At 67.6% G+C, this 16,767-nt stretch carries 16 protein-coding genes and 1 pseudogene; 10 read left to right on the top strand and 7 right to left on the bottom strand.

The genetic code is table 11. From position 1 onward, the window contains the following. Positions 1-224: 224 nt before the first annotated feature. Positions 225-2,774, bottom strand: coding sequence for an ABC transporter permease (locus tag IEW24_RS25540; RefSeq protein ID WP_188583732.1), 2,550 nt, complete (start codon positions 2,772-2,774; stop codon positions 225-227). Then, on the bottom strand, positions 2,771-3,502 hold the full coding sequence (locus tag IEW24_RS25535; RefSeq protein ID WP_188583731.1) for an ABC transporter ATP-binding protein: 732 nt from the start codon (positions 3,500-3,502) through the stop codon (positions 2,771-2,773). Before IEW24_RS25535 ends, IEW24_RS25540 begins: the two co-directional genes overlap by 4 nt. A gap of 178 nt (positions 3,503-3,680) precedes the next feature. Between IEW24_RS25535 and IEW24_RS25530 the strand changes: the two genes are divergently transcribed. Next, positions 3,681-4,268: an arylesterase gene (locus tag IEW24_RS25530; RefSeq protein ID WP_244644665.1), complete on the top strand. Its 588-nt coding sequence runs from the start codon at positions 3,681-3,683 to the stop codon at positions 4,266-4,268. A gap of 230 nt (positions 4,269-4,498) precedes the next feature. Beyond that, a pseudogene (locus IEW24_RS25525) lies at positions 4,499-5,269 on the top strand (PAS domain-containing protein); the annotation flags it as partial. A gap of 179 nt (positions 5,270-5,448) precedes the next feature. Here IEW24_RS25525 and IEW24_RS25520 read toward each other — a convergent pair. Both IEW24_RS25520 and IEW24_RS25515 read right to left on the bottom strand, forming a co-directional pair. Then, positions 5,449-6,231 carry a hypothetical protein gene (locus IEW24_RS25520; protein WP_188583728.1) on the bottom strand — a complete coding sequence of 261 codons (783 nt, stop codon included), beginning with the start codon at positions 6,229-6,231 and terminating at the stop codon, positions 5,449-5,451. A 65-nt stretch (positions 6,232-6,296) separates the two neighbouring features. Further along, a complete protein-coding gene (locus tag IEW24_RS25515) occupies positions 6,297-6,458 on the bottom strand; it encodes a hypothetical protein (RefSeq protein WP_188583727.1) in 162 nt (53 codons plus the stop codon). Positions 6,459-6,664: 206 nt separating this feature from the next. Here IEW24_RS25515 and IEW24_RS25510 point away from each other — a divergent pair, with 206 nt between their 5' ends. Continuing rightward, the gene (locus IEW24_RS25510; RefSeq protein WP_188583726.1) at positions 6,665-7,450 is read left to right on the top strand and encodes a Bax inhibitor-1/YccA family protein; all 786 of its coding nucleotides are present in this window, start codon (positions 6,665-6,667) and stop codon (positions 7,448-7,450) included. A gap of 155 nt (positions 7,451-7,605) precedes the next feature. Further along, entirely contained in the window at positions 7,606-8,127 is a 522-nt protein-coding gene (locus IEW24_RS25505; protein ID WP_188583725.1) for a GNAT family N-acetyltransferase, read from the top strand. Positions 8,128-8,136: 9 nt separating this feature from the next. Here IEW24_RS25505 and IEW24_RS25500 read toward each other — a convergent pair whose 3' ends face one another. Continuing rightward, positions 8,137-8,955: an SDR family NAD(P)-dependent oxidoreductase gene (locus tag IEW24_RS25500; RefSeq protein WP_244644664.1), complete on the bottom strand. Its 819-nt coding sequence runs from the start codon at positions 8,953-8,955 to the stop codon at positions 8,137-8,139. 360 nt (positions 8,956-9,315) lie between these two features. Between IEW24_RS25500 and IEW24_RS25495 the strand changes: the two genes are divergently transcribed. The 3 genes from IEW24_RS25495 (at position 9,316) to IEW24_RS25485 (ending at position 12,164) form a co-directional block, all read left to right on the top strand. Beyond that, the gene (locus IEW24_RS25495) at positions 9,316-10,008 is read left to right on the top strand and encodes a L,D-transpeptidase (protein WP_244644663.1); all 693 of its coding nucleotides are present in this window, start codon (positions 9,316-9,318) and stop codon (positions 10,006-10,008) included. Between the two features lie 71 nt (positions 10,009-10,079). Further along, the gene (locus IEW24_RS25490) at positions 10,080-11,087 is read left to right on the top strand and encodes an amino acid ABC transporter substrate-binding protein (protein WP_188583782.1); all 1,008 of its coding nucleotides are present in this window, start codon (positions 10,080-10,082) and stop codon (positions 11,085-11,087) included. A 192-nt stretch (positions 11,088-11,279) separates the two neighbouring features. Further along, entirely contained in the window at positions 11,280-12,164 is an 885-nt protein-coding gene (locus IEW24_RS25485) for an MBL fold metallo-hydrolase (RefSeq protein ID WP_188583724.1), read from the top strand. 4 nt (positions 12,165-12,168) lie between these two features. Here the strand turns inward: IEW24_RS25485 and cutA are convergent, their stop codons facing one another. After that, positions 12,169-12,495, bottom strand: coding sequence for a divalent-cation tolerance protein CutA (gene cutA / locus IEW24_RS25480; RefSeq protein ID WP_188583723.1), 327 nt, complete (start codon positions 12,493-12,495; stop codon positions 12,169-12,171). Positions 12,496-12,779: 284 nt separating this feature from the next. On the opposite strand from cutA, the gene IEW24_RS25475 reads away from it, so the two are divergent. The 3 genes from IEW24_RS25475 to IEW24_RS25465 are packed head-to-tail and all read left to right on the top strand — an operon-like array spanning position 12,780 to position 16,137. Continuing rightward, a complete protein-coding gene (locus IEW24_RS25475; RefSeq protein WP_188583722.1) occupies positions 12,780-13,562 on the top strand; it encodes an NAD kinase in 783 nt (260 codons plus the stop codon). A gap of 31 nt (positions 13,563-13,593) precedes the next feature. After that, positions 13,594-15,012 (top strand): MBOAT family O-acyltransferase, encoded by a 1,419-nt coding sequence (locus tag IEW24_RS25470; RefSeq protein ID WP_188583721.1) that lies wholly within the window; start codon positions 13,594-13,596, stop codon positions 15,010-15,012. 3 nt (positions 15,013-15,015) lie between these two features. After that, positions 15,016-16,137 carry an alginate O-acetyltransferase AlgX-related protein gene (locus IEW24_RS25465; protein WP_188583720.1) on the top strand — a complete coding sequence of 374 codons (1,122 nt, stop codon included), beginning with the start codon at positions 15,016-15,018 and terminating at the stop codon, positions 16,135-16,137. 13 nt (positions 16,138-16,150) lie between these two features. On the opposite strand, the gene IEW24_RS25460 is transcribed toward IEW24_RS25465, so the two are convergent. Then, entirely contained in the window at positions 16,151-16,714 is a 564-nt protein-coding gene (locus IEW24_RS25460; RefSeq protein ID WP_188583719.1) for a nitroreductase family protein, read from the bottom strand. Positions 16,715-16,767 lie beyond the last annotated feature (53 nt).

Here is a 16,767-nt window from a genome sequence, read left to right as displayed (position 1 = left end):
CTTCCAACGGATGGACGTGGATGGCCGGATCAAGTCCGGCCATGACGAACGTAAAAGGGCAACGCCATCTTCGCGCTCACGCGCGGCCCCCTCCCAACCCTCCCCCGCAATCGGGAGAGGGCTTTTCCGGCGCACCCGGCGACAGCGGCCCACCGGGATGCGCAGACCACCGGGACATGCAGACCGCCAGCACATGCTCACCGGCGGGACTGTAACCACTTCCCTCACAGATGCCGCAGCACCCGCACCGGCGGTTGGCTGAGCGCGCGCCATGTGCCGAGCAGGCCGAAGCCCACCGTGAAGGCCAGTGCCAGCACCACGCCGCCCACGGCCGCGCCCGGCGCGAAGGTGAAGGAGATGTCCATCACCCGCGTCACCACGAAATAGGCCGCCACCGAGCCCGCCGCGATGGAAAAGGCCGCCGTGGCAAGGCCGAGGCCGGCATATTCCAGCGCATAGGCGCCCACCAGACCGCGCCGCGTCGCGCCCAGCGTCTTCAGCACCACCGCGTCATAGACCCGGTGCTGGTGCCCCGCCGCCAGTGCCCCCGCCAGAACGAGGATGGAGGTGAGCAGGGTGACGAGGCTGGCGATGCGGATGCCGAAGGACAGATCGCCGATCATCTTGTTCGCCTGATCAAGCGCCTCCTTCACCCGCACGGTGGTCACGGCCGGATACGCGCGCGCCACCTCGCGCATGAAGGCCAGTTCCTTCGCGCTGCCCGCCCCGTCCGGGAAGGTCAGCGTGGCGAGCACCGAATAGGGCGCGCCGGCGAAGGTGGCGGGGTTGAACTGCATCACGAAATTGATGCCGAGCCGCTCCCATCGCACCTCGCGATAATTGGTGAGCTTCGCGCTCAGCTCGCGGCCGAGCACGTTCACCGTCACCGTGTCGCCGAGCTTCAGCCCCAGCCCTTCCGCCAGCTTGCGGTCGAAGGAGACCTGCGGCTCGGCCTCGTCCGGCGACCACCAGCGTCCCTCCACCACGGAAGAGCCGTCCGGCACCGTGTCGCCGAAGGAGATGCCGCGATCGCTCTGCAACACCCAGGCGGCATCCGGCGCAGGCGTCACCTTCTCGGCCGGCGTGTCGTTGAGCGCTGTGATGCGCCCGCGCAGCATGGGGACGGACTTGTAGGTGGCCCCCTCCGCATGCTTGGCGATGAAGGCGGCGAACGCCTCCTCCTCGCTGGAGGGAATGTCCACGAAGAAGAAGCTCGGTGCCTTCTCCGCCAGCGTGCCGTTGATCTCGGCGGTGAGGCTGCGGTCGATCAGCGCGATGGCGGTGAGCAGCGACAGCCCGAGCCCCAGCGAAAGCACCACGGTGGGTGTCAGCGCGCCGGGCCGGTGGATGTTGGCGAGCGCGAGGCGCGCCATGGTGGCGCGCGGACGCGGCAGGCGGCGGGCCAGCGCCATGATGCCGAACGCCACCAGCCGCAGCAGCACGAACACCGCCATGGCCGCGCCGATGAAGATGATGGCCGAGCGCTTGTCCTCGGCGGTGCCGATGGCGAGCGCCACCAGCCCGGCGGCGGCCAGCGCGCAGCCCGCCACATAGCGCCACGAGGGCCAGCGGCGTTTGGCGCCGATCTCGTCGCGGAACAGCGCCGAGACGGGGGCCTCTTGCGCGCGGGCCAGCGGCCACAGCGTGAAGGCCGTGGTGACGAGCGCGCCATAGAGCGCCGCCAGCACCAGCGCCATGGGATCGAGATGGGGCGAGAGCGGGAAGGGAATATAGGCCGCCACGACCGCCGCCGCCGCGAAGGGCACCATGGCCCCGAGCGCAAGGCCGATGCCGATGCCGAGAACCGCGATCATCGCCACTTCGAGGAAATAGGTGCCAAAGATGGTGCCGCGCGTGGCGCCCAGCGCCTTCAGGGTGGCGATCACCTCGCGCTTTTCACTGAGGTGCGCGGAGACCGCATTGGCGACCCCGACGCCGCCCACCAGCAGAGCCGTGAGGCCCACCAGCGTGAGATACTGCGCAATGCGCCGCACGTTGCGTTCCAGCTGCGGGGACGCGGCATCGCGTGTGCGCACCTCGAAGCCGGCCTGCGGCGCGCCGTCCCGCACCTTCGCGAGGAAGGCCTCCAGCGCCGCCGGGCTCTGGTCGTTGAGGACGACGCGGTAGCTCCAGCGGATCAGGCTGCCCGGCTGCACGAGGCCGGTGGCGGGCAGGGCTGCATCCGAAATGAGCAGGCGCGGGCCGAAGCCGACGCCGGTGGCGAGGCGGTCGGGCTCGGTGCTGAGCACGCCCCGCAATTGCAGGGTGGCCTCGCCCACGCGGATGGTATCGCCCACCTTCAAGGTGAGACGGGAGAACAGGGTCTCGTCCGCCACCGCGCCATAGATGCCGCCGCGCGCGCCGAGGGCGGCGGCGAGATCCTGCGCGGGGGAGAGTTCCGCCGTGCCCACCAGAGGATAGGCGCCGTCCACGGCCTTGAGTTCCACCAGCGTGGCATCATCGGAGGGGCCGCGCGCCATGGCGCGGGTCAGCGCCACGCGCCCGATCCGGCCTTCGGAGCCGAGCAGGGACAGCTCCGCCGGGGTCGCCTCCCGCTGCACGAGGGTGAAAGCCGCATCGCCGCCGAGGATGGAACGGCCCTCGCGGGCGAGGCCATCGGTCAGCGCGCGGGCAAAGGAGCCGACGCCGGCAATGGACATGACGCCCAGCACCAGACAGGCGAGGAAGATGCCGAAGCCGCGCTTCGCCCCGCGCAGCTCGCGCAGGGCAAAGGTGAAGGCAGTCTTCAGGCGCTGCGCGGGGGCGGCGCTCATGCCTCCACCTTCGCAGGCTGGGGCTCGCCCTCGATGACGCCGGAGCGCAGGCGTACGTTGCGCCCGCAGCGCCGCGCCAGCGTGGCGTCATGGGTGACGAGCACCAGCGTGGTGCCCCGTGCTTCATGGGCAGCGAACAGGAGATCCATGATCTGGCGGCCGGTGGCCTCGTCCAGATTGCCGGTGGGCTCGTCGGCCACAAGGATGGACGGCTCGGGAGCGAGCGCGCGGGCCACGGCCACGCGCTGCTGCTCGCCGCCGGACATCTGCGCCGGATAATGGTTGAGCCGGTGGCCGAGGCCCACCGCATTCAGTTCGGCGGTGGCACGCGCGAACGCGTCCGCCCGCCCGGCCAGCTCCAGCGGCACGGCGACGTTTTCCAGCGCCGTCATGGTGGGAATGAGGTGGAAGGACTGGAAGACGATCCCCACATGAGCGCCACGGAAGCGCGCCAGGCGGTCCTCGTCGAGCGCGGTCACATCCACGCCAGCCACCCGAACCGTACCGCGATCAACGCGTTCGAGACCTGCCATGACCATAAGGAGGGTCGATTTGCCCGAGCCCGACGGCCCGACCAGCCCCACCGTCTCGCCGGGAGCGATGGCAAGCGATACGGTCTTGAGCACATGCACTCGCGCCGCGCCGGTGCCGAGAGACAGGTCCACACCCGCGATCTCGATGGCGGGCGCAGGTGACGCGGAAGAAATGGAAGAGGAAAGACTATTCATGCCGGAGGCGGTCGCCATCGTTGAAAAACCCGTTCAATACCCCCCTGCCCGCGATCGCGGGGGACGGCAAGCGAAAGGCGCGGTCCGCACGGCCGCGCCGAACATGCCCCAACGGACATATGGAGCCTGGGTGGCCCGTGCGGGAAGGCTCTTCGCGCTTCTTCTGGCAGTCACGATCATGTCATCTCCTGCCGCCGCCCGCACGCTGCGCATCGTGGCCTTCGGCGACAGCCTGTCCGCCGGCTATGGCCTTGCCCGCAACGAGGCCTTCCCGGCCAAGCTGGAAGCCGCGCTGAAAGCGAAGGGCTACGACGTCAGCGTCACCAATGCCGGCGTCTCGGGGGACACCTCCAGCGCCGGCCTTGCCCGCCTCGACTGGTCCATCCCCAAGGATGCGGATGCGGTGATCGTGGAACTGGGCGCCAACGACATGCTGCGCGGCGTCGATCCCGCCCTCACCCGCCGCACGCTGGATGAGATCCTCACCAAGCTGAAGGCCCGCAAGGTGGCGATCCTGTTCGCCGGCATGCGCGCCGCGCCCAATTTCGGCGCGGACTATCAGAAGGCATTCGACGCCATCTATCCGGAGCTGGCGGCCAAGCATGGCGTGCCGCTCTATCCGTTCTTCCTCGAAGGGGTGGCCGGCAACCGGGCGCTCAACCAGAAGGACGGCATCCATCCCGTGCCTGCGGGGGTGGATATCATCGTCGCCGGGATCCTGCCGGACGTGGAAAGGCTGATCACGCAGGCGCAGGCCGCGCGCTGAGCGCGGCACCTGTTGCGTGGTGACATCGCGCGCTGAGCGCGGGCCCTTCTGCGTGGTGGCATCGCGCGCTGAGCGCGGCACCTTCTGCGCGGTTCCGCCAGCCGCCGGGCGTCATGGTTGCCCGCGACGGTTGCGCGCAGTTGCATATCGTATACGTCACACCCTTGCGCACTGCGTAAAATGGGGAGACCATCGTTGTCCGTGGAATCCCCCTCAGAAGACGGGTCGCCATGGAACCGGAAGACCGCTATCGCGCCTCGCTGAGCGAGGACGGCCATTCGCGCATCCTCATCGACGCCATCACCGATTGCGCCATCTACATGCTCAACACGGATGGCATGGTGGTGAGCTGGAATCCCGGTGCCCGGCGGCTGAAGGGTTATGAGGCCCGCGAGATCGTCGGCGAGAACTTTTCCCGCTACTACACGCTGGAGGACCGGAACGCCGGCCTGCCGCAGAAGGCGCTCGCCATCGCCGAGCGCGACGGGCGCTTCACCGCCGAGGGCTGGCGGGTGCGCAAGGATGGCCGCCGCTTCTGGGCCCATGTCACCATTCACCCCATCCGCGCGCCGGAAGGCATGCTGATGGGCTTTGCCAAGATCACCCGCGATTTCAGCGAGCAGCACGCCGCCCGCGAGGCCCTCAAGCAGAGCGAGGAGCGCTTCCGCCTGCTGGTGGACGGCATCACCGACTATGCGGTCTATATGCTGAGCCCGAGCGGCGAGATCCTGACCTGGAATGCGGGCGCCACCCGCATCAAGGGCTATGCGGCCTCCGAGGTGCTGGGGCGGAATTTCGCGCTCTTCTACACGCCGGCCGATCAGGCGGCGGGCGAGCCGGCCAAGGCGCTTGCCATCGCCGCCCGCGACGGCCGTTTCGCGGCGCGGGCCTGGCGGGTGCGCAAGGATGGCTCCCTGTTGCGTGCGGATGTGGTCATCGACGCCATCCGCGACACGGAGGGCCGCATCACCGGCTTCGCCAAGATCACCCGCGACCTGTCGGCCGAGGAAGACCTGCTGCCGGACCTGCATGGCCCGGCCGCCAACGGGCATGCCTCGCCGCGGGGCTGAAGCCGGCTCTAGAGCGTTTCAGTGTTTCATGGAAACACAGAAACACTCCAACTCTTTGATAGAGAATGTCCTGCGGCTTGGATTGCGAAGCAATCAAAGCCGGACATGCTCTAGAACCGATAGCGCGCCGCCAGCACCAGCCCGTTCTCCTGCGGGAAATTGCGGGCCAGAACGGTGGCGAAAGCGGCCATGCTCAACGAGAGCTGGCCGTTCACCTCCAGCAGCACCGCCGCCTGCGCCTTGTAATATTCGTAGGAGACGGCGAAGTCGGCCCCCTCGCCCGCCCCCTCCGACATGACGTTGAAGGACTGGAGCAGCAGCAGCAGTCCGGGCATCACGCCGAGCCCCAGCGTCGCATCGAGGCGCAGTTCGTCGGGCGGATCGCCGAAGCGCTGGCGCTGCGCCAGCGCCACGTCGAGGAAGGCCGGCCAGCCACCCAAGGGGAAGTCGGCGCCCACCATCAGGCGCAGGTCCGCCTCCCAGTCCCGATAGCCCACCGCCGCGCGGCTGCGCGCATCCCCGACGCCGGGCGCGCGGGCCACCACCTGTGCGGCGACGACCCATCCCTCCCCCTGCATGAGGCGCACGCGCCCGCCCACGTCGGTATAGCCCGGCCCGGCATACTGGGTGCGCTGCGGGCCGGTGATCGTCACCGCCAGAAACTGGGTCCCGAGCAGCAGGGTCAGGCCGTCCATGGCCCCGTGCTCGAACAGCACGTTCTGCTCCACCTTGCGGTAGCTGGCGCCATCCCTCAGCTCATATCCCGGCCCGAAGGCGCTGCCGGCGGCGGCAATGGAGGTGGTGGCCCAGAATTCCGACTGGCCCGGCGGCAAGGTCCAGGCACCGGCACGGGCATCCCGCTGCGGGCCGAGCGCCGCCACGCACAGCAACACCGCCCAAAAGATGTCCGGAAGACACCGCCCCGGCGCGCAACGCCACGACATATGACGTCATCCATTCAAAAATATGGCTTCAAATCATTAAAGAACAAATACAGAAACCAGAATTCCGGAATAATATCCGAATGTATTGTGATATAATCCGCCCACACAACAGTCTTGATGATTTTTCTGCCACCGGCATGCCGCCGCTCATCCGGCACCGGGGCGGTGACATCCACGCCTCCACGCGGCGAGGCGAGCGGAACACATGACGCAACCCAGGCGAGTTAAGCAGCCTGGACGCACCATAACCATGCGTGACCTTGCGGAAATTTCATCTGCGACTCTCTTGTCCGCATTTTTTGAACCCCCCATATTGGCGGATGCATCGACTAGGTGCGGGGCGTGCCTCTGCGCGTCGATGGAATGAGGAAAGGAACCGACGATGTCCGATTATGATCGCAACGTCGCCGCGCGTTACGGCTCGGTGACGCGCTCGGAGGCCGCGATCGACCAGGGCCTCCGTTCGTACATGCTGCGCGTGTACAACTACATGACCCTGGGGCTCGCCATCACTGGCGCGGCCGCCATTGGCATTTTCATGCTCTCCGTAACGAAGGATCCCGCCCAGGCGGTGGCGACGCTTCGCAATGGAGCCATGCTCACCCAGTTTGGAGCGACGCTGTTCGCCAGCCCGCTCCAGTATGTGGTCATGTTCGCGCCTCTGGCCGCAGTCCTGTTCCTGAGCTTCCGCGTGGACCGCATGAGCGTGTCGGCGGCGCAGGGCCTTTTCTGGGTCTATGCGGGTCTGGTGGGTGTGTCGCTCTCGACCATCTTCATGGCCTACACCGGCGAGAGCATCATGCGGGTGTTCTTCATGACGGCCGCCACCTTCGGTGCGCTGAGCCTGTGGGGCTACACCACCAAGCGTGACCTCTCGGCCATGGGCACCTTCCTGTTCATGGGCCTCATCGGCATTCTCATTGCCTCGCTGGTGAACATGTTCATCGGCTCGTCGATGCTCCAGTGGATCGTGTCCGTGGTGGGCGTGGTCGTGTTCGCGGGCCTCACCGCCTACGACACCCAGCGCATCAAGGAGATGTATTTCGAGGGTGACGGCGAAGTGGTCGCCGGCAGGAAGGCGATCATGGGCGCCCTGACGCTCTATCTCGACTTCATCAACCTCTTCGTGATGCTCCTGCAGCTGTTCGGCAACCGCAACAGCAACTGATCAGGCGCATCACCCTGAACGAGAGAGGCCCCGGCATCCGCCGGGGCCTTTTTCGTTTGTGGTGCGTGACCAGCCGGAGCGACGTCGCGTCAGTCTTCAAAAACCGGGGCGCGCCCCGTAAGAAGGGGCCAGACAGTTCCTCGACAGGCCGGCCCATGCTGATCCGCCCCACCACCCTCGCCGACATTCCCGCCATCGCCGAAATCTACGACGACGCCGTGCGCACCGGCACCGCCTCCTTCGAGCTGGACCCGCCCGGCACCGGCGAGATGACCCGGCGCTACGACGCGCTGGTGGCGGGCGGCTACCCCTATTTCGTGGCGGTGGACGAGGACGGCACGCTGCTGGGCTATGCCTATGTGGCCGCCTTCCGCCCGCGCATCGCCTATCGCTTCACGGTGGAGAATTCGGTCTATGTCGCCCCCGCCGCGCACAAGCGGGGCGTGGGCAAGGCGCTGATGACCGCGCTCATCGCCGAATGCGAGCAGCGCGGCTACCGGCAGATGATCGCGGTGATCGGCGACAGCGCCAATGCCGGCTCCATCGCGCTCCACCGCGCCTGCGGCTTCCGCGACATCGGCATCCTGGCCTCCACCGGCCTGAAGTTCGGCCGCTGGCTGGACACCGTGCTCATGCAGCGAGATCTCGGCACGGGCGACCGCACGCCCGCCGCCTGAGGCGGGCTCTCAGGCCCCCTGCCCCCAGTTCATCTTCAGCCCGCCGTCTATGGTGAAGCTCTGGCCGGTGACGTAATCGGCCTCGGGCGAGACCAGATAGAGGGCGAGGCGCGCCACCTCGGCGGGCTCGCCGGGGCGGTGCCAGGGGATGTTCTTCATTTCCTGCGCATAGATTTTCGGATCGCGCGTCCGTCCCGCGGTCATGGGGGTGCGGATGTGGCCCGGCGCCAGCGCGTTCACATTGATGCGCAGCGGCGCAACCTCCAGCGCCAGCGAGCGGGTGAAGGTCAGCAGTCCGCCCTTGGCCGCGCCATAGGCGGCATTGTCCGGGCTGGGAATGGCCTCATGCACGGAGGTGACATTCACAATCTTGCCCCCGCCCCCGGCGCGCTTGCGGGCGCGCACGAACTCGCGGCAGCAGAAGAAGGCGCCATAGAGATTGGTGCGGATGGTGTCGTCGAAATCCGCCGTGGTGGTGTCGGCGACGCTGGCCACCGGCGCGTTGCGCCCGGCATTGTTGACCAGGATGGTGGGCACGCCGAGCGTGCGCGTCACCGCCTCGAACAGCGCCGCGACGTCGGCCTCCTCGCGCACATCCACCTTCTGCCGGATGGCATGCCGGCCGGCCGCCTCCACCGCCTGCACAGCCTCGCCGGCCCCCGCCGCATCGGTGCGGAAGGTGATGGCCACGTCGGCGCCATGGGCCGCGAACATCTCCGCCATGGCGCGGCCGATGCCGGAATCCGAGCCGGTGATGATGGCCACCTGCCCTTCGAGAAAGCGTGAGCGGGGCATGGGCGGCGAAACGGCCTGAGCGGCAGTGACCATCGGCGTCCTTCTCCGGCGGAAACGGCAAGCGTGGCCGTTCTCTATCCAACGTCCCGCTCAAGAATACGTTCCGCTTCCCAGCCTGCCATCAGGGCAGTCGCAAGGGCAGCTGTCCGAAAGACGTAAGGCCGGACGGGGCCAGTCTTTTTGCTTTTCCTCGCCCCACGGCTCAGTTATCCCGGTTGTGGGGCGCACGGATTGAACCGGATGGCGCGCCGGACGTGGGGGAAGCGATCGCGGTGGAAGCGATCAGGTGGAGCGGACGGTCGCCGCACCGGGGTTGCCCCTCGTCGCGCGGTGTTAACGTTCCTGCGCCAGTCTTCTTCTTCGAACCGGTCGCGCGGAGAGGGAGATGTGTTCATGACTTCGGCACTCAAGACCATCGGTCTGGCCATGGCCTGCCACATGGGGCTGGCGCTTCTGTGCGGCGGCGCGTACGCGCAGGCCTTCGGACCGAGATCCGCCCCCAACGCCACCCCCCTGCCACCCGGCGCGGTGGGCAATGTCTCCGTGCCGCGCGGCGCGCCCGGCGCCACCATGGATATCGGCGACCAGCCGGGCCTCGTCCCGCCTGAGGACGATACCGCACAGATGGACCCGGCCTATCGCCGCCAGCCGGTCTATTTCCGCACCACGGAAGCCCCCGGCACCATCATCATCTCCACCTCCGACCGCTATCTCTACCTCGTGGAGGGCAACAACCGCGCCATGCGCTATGGCATCGGTGTCGGCCGCGACGGCTTCCAGTGGCAGGGTCTGGAGAAGATCAGCCGCAAGGCGGAGTGGCCGGACTGGACCCCGCCCGCCGAGATGATCCAGCGCCAGCCCTATCTGCCGCGCTTCATGGCCGGCGGTCCCGGCAATCCCATGGGCGCCCGCGCGCTCTATCTGGGCGGCACGGTCTACCGCATCCACGGCACCAACCAGCCCGACACCATCGGCTATGCGGTGTCCTCCGGCTGCTTCCGGCTGGTGAACAGCGACATCATCGACCTCTACGGCCGCGTGCCCGTGGGCACCAAGGTCATCATCCGCCAGGCCGTCACGCTGTGAGCGGCCCGTCCTTCCTCCGTTCCGGGGCATTTCCCATGACGCGAAGCCTTTCCGTGAAGACTGTCCGCACCATGGCGCTTGCCGCGCTGGCCGCCGGCGCCGCCATGGCGCTCACCGCGCACGGCGCCGCCGCGCAGACGCTGAAGGCGGTCAAGGATCGCGGCACGCTCAATTGCGGCGTCAGCACCGGCATCGCCGGCTTCTCCGCGCAGGTGGACGGCAAGTGGACCGGCTTCGACGTGGATTTCTGCAAGGCGGTGGCCACCGCCGTGCTGAACGATCCGGCGAAGGTCAACTATGTGCCGCTCAATGCCGAGGAGCGCTTCAGCGCGCTGCAGGGCGGCAAGGTGGACCTGCTCTCGCGCAACTCCACATGGACGCTGGAGCGCGAAGCCAAGCTCAAGCTGCTGTTCGGGCCGGTCACTTATTATGACGGCCAGGGCTTCCTGGTGCCGGCCTCGCGCAACATCAGCTCGGCGCTGGAGCTGGACGGCGCGAAGGTGTGCGTGCAGGCCGGCACCACGGCCGCCAGCTATGCCCGCGATTATTTCGCCGCCAACAACATGAAGATCGAGCTGGTCACACAGCCCGGCGTGCAGGAACTGGTGAAGGCCTATGAGAGCGGCGCCTGCAACGCCATGACCACGGACGTATCGCAGCTCTATGCGCTGCGCACCGGCTTCGCCAAGCCGGTGGATCACATCGTGCTGCCCGACGTCATCACCAAGGAGCCTCTCGGCCCGGTGGTGAAGCAGGGTGATGACGAATGGTTCAACGTGGTGAAGTGGACCCATTACGCCATGCTCAATGGCGAGGAGCTGGGCGTGTCCTCGCTCTCGCTGGACGAGGCCCTGAAGTCCGACAAGCCGGACGTGAAGCGTCTCGTGGGCCGCGAGGGCGGCTATGGCGCGGCCCTCGGACTCACGGATGATTTCGCCGTGCGCATCATCAAGGCGGTGGGCAATTATGGCGAGGTGTTCGAGCGCAACGTGGGCACCGGCTCCAAGCTCGCCATCCCGCGCGGGGTGAACCAGTTGTGGAGCCTCGGCGGCATCCAGTACGCCCCACCGGTGCGCTGAACCGCATCAATCAAATGAAAGGCCGCCCGCGTTTCGCCGGCGGCCTTTTTCATATCCCTCACGCGGCTGTGACACGCATCCGCCACCGTCTCGGTTAAACGGCACCAACTGGTGCGCAAACCATTGGAATCCCTAACCCTGGGGTATTCCGCCGCGCATGCCCCCGCCCCTTCCCGCCCATGGGACACCCCTATGCCCCCGCTGCGTCCGCTTCCTCCCGCCGCCTATCGCTACACCGTCAGCTCTGTCCCAGTGACGGCAGTGCCGGATGGTGCGCGCAGCTTCCCCCTGCCCGCCGGCTTCGTCGTCAACCAGCCGCATGAGGCGGTCAAAGCCGCGCTGCGCGAGGCCTTCCTGCCCGATGACACGCTGACCCTCTATTTCAATCCGCTGCTGCTGGAGATCGCCGGCAAGCGCGTGCTCATCGACACCGGCTATGGGCCGCAGGCAGAACACGCCAGCTTCGGCCGCCTGCACCATACGCTGGAGAGCGTCGGCATCGCGGCGGCCACCATCGACACGGTGGTGATCTCCCATTTCCACGGCGACCACATCAACGGCCTGCTGGCGGCGGACGGCTCGGCCGCCTTCCCCAATGCGCACGTGCTGGTACCCGAGCCCGAATGGGCCTTCTGGATGGATGAAGGCGCGGCGAGCCGCGCCGCCGATCCGCTCAAGGCGGCCTTCGCCAATGTCCGCAGGGTGTTCGGGGCGCTCGGCAGGGAGCCCGCGCGTTACGGGTGGGACAAGGAGATCGTGCCGGGCCTCACCGCCATCGGCACGCCCGGCCATACACCGGGGCACACGTCCTTCCTGCTGGAATCGGACGGCCAGAAGCTGTTCATCCAGTCGGACCTGACCAACACGCCCTTCCTGTTCGTGCGCAATCCCGGCTGGCACGCCATGTTCGACATGGACCCGCAGCTAGCCGAGCAGAACCGCCGCAAGATGCTGGGCATGGTGGCCGCCGAGCGGATGCTGGTGGCCGGCTTCCACTTCCCTTTCCCCGGTGCCGCGCATCTGGAGAAGGACGGCGACGGCTTCCGCTACGTGCCGGTGCCCTGGGTGCAGGCCTGAGGGGTCAGGCGGAGTGGGCCACCGTCTCCGCCGCGATCCAGTCGAGGAAGGCGGGGTTCCCGCCCTCCACCGGCAGGATGAACACGGCCGGCACCTCATAGGGATGGTCCGCGCGCACCGCCTCCACCACTCCGGACGCCAGCTCAGGCGTGGTCTTCAGCAGCAGAACCACCTCTTCCGCCCGCTCCATGGCGCCTTCCCATTGGTAGATGGAAACCATCGACGGCAGGATATTGGCGCAGGCCGCCAGCCTTGCCCCGACGATGCGCCGCCCCGCCGCCTCGGCCTGGGCGAGGCTGGGATAGGTGGCATAGACGACGCGCATCACCATGGGTCTCTTCCTGTTCCACTCGGCTTCGAGGTCCGCATCGCGGCGGGAGGCCGCGTGCCCCCGGCGCCACAAGGCGGCGCGAAGCACGGGCCGCGACCGGGCGCGCCTCGACAACCCGCCCCCCGCCCGATAGACGAAAGACAATCTAAAGTGCCTCTGCCTCAGGTGCGAGGGGCCGCGGGAGACGGGAGCAGGGCCCGGACGGTTTCATCCGGGCCCTGCTCCCGTCTCTGGAACTTTGATGGAGCAGGGCCGTGAGGCCATCTCCGGGGGCCGCCGTCCGCATGAATGAAAGCCCAAGACGTTTCGAACGCATCGCCTTTGTCGCCAGTCAGACCAGCGAGGCGGAAGCCGCCCGCGCGCGCCTGATCCAGCGCTATGGCGCCGTGGACGTGGAGGATGCGGACGTGATCGTGGCGCTGGGCGGCGACGGCCTGATGCTCCAGAGCCTGCACCGCTTCCGCGACCGCAGCCTGCCCATCTACGGCATGCATCGCGGCTCGGTGGGCTTCCTCATGAACACCTTCCGCGAGGCCGACCTGCACGAGCGCCTCGCGCAGGCCTCCCATGTGGTCATCCATCCCTTGCTGATGGAGACGGTGGACGCCGCCGGTGAACGCCGTACGGCGCTGGCCATCAACGAGGTGTCGCTGCTGCGCCAGACCTATCAGGCGGCGAAGCTGCGCATCTCCATCGACGGCAAGGTCCGCCTCGAAGAGCTGATCTGCGACGGCGTGCTGGTGGCCACCCCCGCCGGCTCCACCGCCTACAACCTCTCCGCCCACGGCCCCATCCTGCCTCTGGGCACGGCGCTGCTGGCGCTCACCCCCATCTCGCCCTTCCGCCCGCGCCGCTGGCGCGGGGCGCTGATCCCGGATCGCGCCACCATCCAGATCACCGTTCTGGAGGCGGACAAGCGGCCGGTGAGCGCGGTGGCGGACCATCAGGAGGTGCGCGATATCGTAGAAGTGACCGCCCGGCTCGACCAGTCGTCCTCCATGGACATGCTATTCGATCCGGATCACGGACTGGACGAGCGCATCCTGCGCGAACAGTTCATCTATTGAGTGCCCGGCACGCCAAGCCCAACGATACAGAATGATCTTCTCCTCCGTCACATTCCTCTTCTATTTCCTGCCCGCATTCCTGATCTGCTATTTCGCGGTGCCGGGAACGCGCGCGAAGAACATCGTTCTTCTCGTCTTCTCGCTGGTGTTCTACGGCTGGGGCGGCCTGCCCAATGTGGTGGTGCTCGCCGTCTCCATCGCCTTCAACTACGCCATGGCGCAGGTGATCGACGCCCGGCCGGAGCCGACGCGGCTGCGCATGCTAGGGCTGGCCATCGCGATCAATATCGCCGGGCTGGTGGTGTTCAAATATTCCGGCTTCCTGGCCGAGAACTTCAACATCCTGCTGGAGCCCACGGGCCTTGCCCTGCCGGTGGTGCATCTGCCGCTGCCGCTCGGCATCTCCTTCTTCACCTTCCACGCCATCTCCTACCTCGTGGACGTGTACCGACGCCGCGTTAAGGCCAACACGCGGCTCGACGAGATCATCGTCTACATCATCATGTTCCCGCAGCTGGTGGCCGGGCCCATCGTCCGCTACTCCACCATCGCCAACCGCATCCGCGACCGCCGCACCACGTTCGGGCGCGTCTCGGCGGGCCTGCGCATCTTCGTCATCGGCCTCTCGTGGAAGGTGCTGATCGCCGACGAGGTGGCCCCGCTCGCCAATGTGGCCTTCGATCAGGTGGGCACGCCGGTGTTCGCGGAGGCGTGGCTGGGCGTGCTGGCCTATGCGCTGCAGATCTATTTCGACTTCGGCGGCTATTCCAACATGGCCATCGGCCTCGCGCTGGCCATGGGGCTGAAGTTCCCGCGCAACTTCCGCACGCCCTATGGCGCGCGCTCCATCTCGGATTTCTGGCGCCGCTGGCACATGAGCCTGTCGAGCTGGTTCCGCGACTATGTCTACATCCCGCTGGGCGGCAACCGGAACGGCCACGTCCACACCGCCATCAACCTCTGGACGGTCTTCATCCTGTGCGGCCTGTGGCACGGGGCGAGCTGGAACTTCATCATCTGGGGCGCCCACCACGGCGCCTTCCTGGTGCTGGAGCGCACGCCCTTCGGCCGCTGGCTGAAGCGCGCGCCGCTGGTGGTGGCCCATGCCTATACGCTGTTCGTGGTGCTGACCGGCTGGGTGTGGTTCCGGGCGCTCGACGTGCACCACGCGGGCGCCATGTTCGCCGGTCTGTTCGGCCTCAACGGCTTCGGCACGCCGGTGGCGGCCATGATGACCGCCTTGCAGCCGCTGACCATCGCCATGATGGTGCTGGGCTGGCCGCTGGCCATGTTCGGCCTGCCGATCATGAAGCAGGGCCCCCTCTCCCAGCGGGTGCGCTACATGCTCTACGGCTTCAGCGACAGCGTGGTGGTGCTGCTGCTGTTCCTGCTGTGCGTGATGACGGTGGGCGCGGCCGCCTACAGTCCCTTCCTCTATTTCCGGTTCTGAGCCATGGCACTGCTGCTCTCCTTCCGCCGCTGGTGGTGCGTGGTGTTCGTGGGCCTCCTGCTGCTGCCCACCATCGGCCTGTTCACGCCCGATCTGCCGGCCCCCGCGCGCATGAACAATGTGGTGCCGAACGGCTGGTGGGTGCGCGCAGCGGAGAAGCTCGACCCCTTCATCAACGACAATTACGGCCTGCGCGGCACGCTGATGACCGGCCATGCGGCCTATGGCCGGGCGTTCCAGGTCTCCCGCGACCGGCCGGTGCTGATCGGCCGCCACGAGCGCATGTTCTATACGGCCGAGCAAACGCTGGACCAGACGCTGGGCCGGGTGCTCCGCAAGCCGCAGCTGGAGCAGATGGTGAGCGTCACCGCCCGTATGCGGGAGGAAGTGGCGAAATGGGGCGGCAAGCTGGTGGTGGCCATCCCGCCCAACAGCCAGACCATCTATGGGGAAGACCTGCCGGACTGGACCGAGCGCGAACGGCGGCGCCCGACCGAATATGACTTCATCGCCGAGGCGATGCCGAAGGCCGGCGTCCCCTTCGTGGACATGCGCCCGGCGCTGACCGCCGCCAAGTCCGGGGGCGCGGTCTATTTCCGCACCGATACCCACTGGAACCGCCGCGGCGCGCTGATCGGCTTCAACGCGGTGATGGCGGCGGCCGGCTATCCGCAGTTGGAAGTGCCGGAGGCGGACGCCCTCGGCCCGGTGTTCAGGATGGCCACGGGCGATCTCTCGCGCTTCCTCGGCGAGACAAACCCCACCGGCGACACCGACTATGAGTGGAAGCCGGCCATGATCAAGCCGGACACGCTGAAGCCGATCACCGGCGTCATGCCCGCGTCTCCGCCCAACGATCCGTTCGAGCCCTATGCCTATGAGACCGGCCACGCGGGGCCGCGCGTGCTGGTGGTAGGCGACAGCTTCACCCAGCACTTCTGGCCGGGCCTTCTGGCCCATGGCACCAGCGCCTTCGGCTGGATGCACCACCGCAGCTGCAAGTTCGACTTCTCGGCGGTGGAGCGCTTCAAGCCGAACCTGCTGATATACATTCCGGTGGAGCGCTCCATGCCCTGCGCCGGCACGCCCGCCCATCTGGACATGGCGGCCGGCAAGGCGTCCTGATCCGGAACGGACGTCAGAAGCGGGTGACGATGTCCGCCAGCGCGGGACGGGGGCGATCCTCCAGCGCCTGCGTGGCGGTGCCGATATAGAGGAAGCCCGTGATCCGCTCGTGCTCGGCGAGCCCGAGCGCGGCCCGCGCCTTGGGCTCGTAGGTCGGCCATTCGGTGATCCAGGTGGCGCCATAGCCCAGCGCCATGGCGGCGAGCAGGAGGTTTTCCGCCGCCGCCGCCGAGGACAGCAGCTGTTCCCACTCCGGGATCTTCACGTGCGGCGCGGCGCTGGACACCACCGCCACCACCAGCGGCACGCGGGCGAAGCGGCCGCGCTCCTCGTTCAGCCGCTTCTCCGAGGCGTCGGGATTGAGTTCGGCATAGACGTCCGCCAGCGCCATTCCCGCCCGCACCCGGCCCTCGCCCTCGAACACGATGAAGCGCCAGGGCGCCAGCTTGCCGTGGTCCGGCACGCGGGAGGCGATGGTGAGCATGATGTCGAGCTGCTCCGGCGACGGACCGGGCAGGACCAGATCCACGACCCGCGACGAGCGGCGGGTCTGCAAAAGATCGAGAGCGTCGGGCATGGGCAAACCCCTTGGATGCGCCGGAGCCGCGCGGAACGGGCCAGATCGGGATG

The organism is Azorhizobium oxalatiphilum, assembly GCF_014635325.1.
In the GTDB taxonomy this organism is placed as follows: domain Bacteria; phylum Pseudomonadota; class Alphaproteobacteria; order Rhizobiales; family Xanthobacteraceae; genus Azorhizobium; species Azorhizobium oxalatiphilum.
The sequence above is the reverse complement of the archived record's forward strand: the minus strand, read 5'-3'. Positions and strand labels throughout refer to the sequence as shown.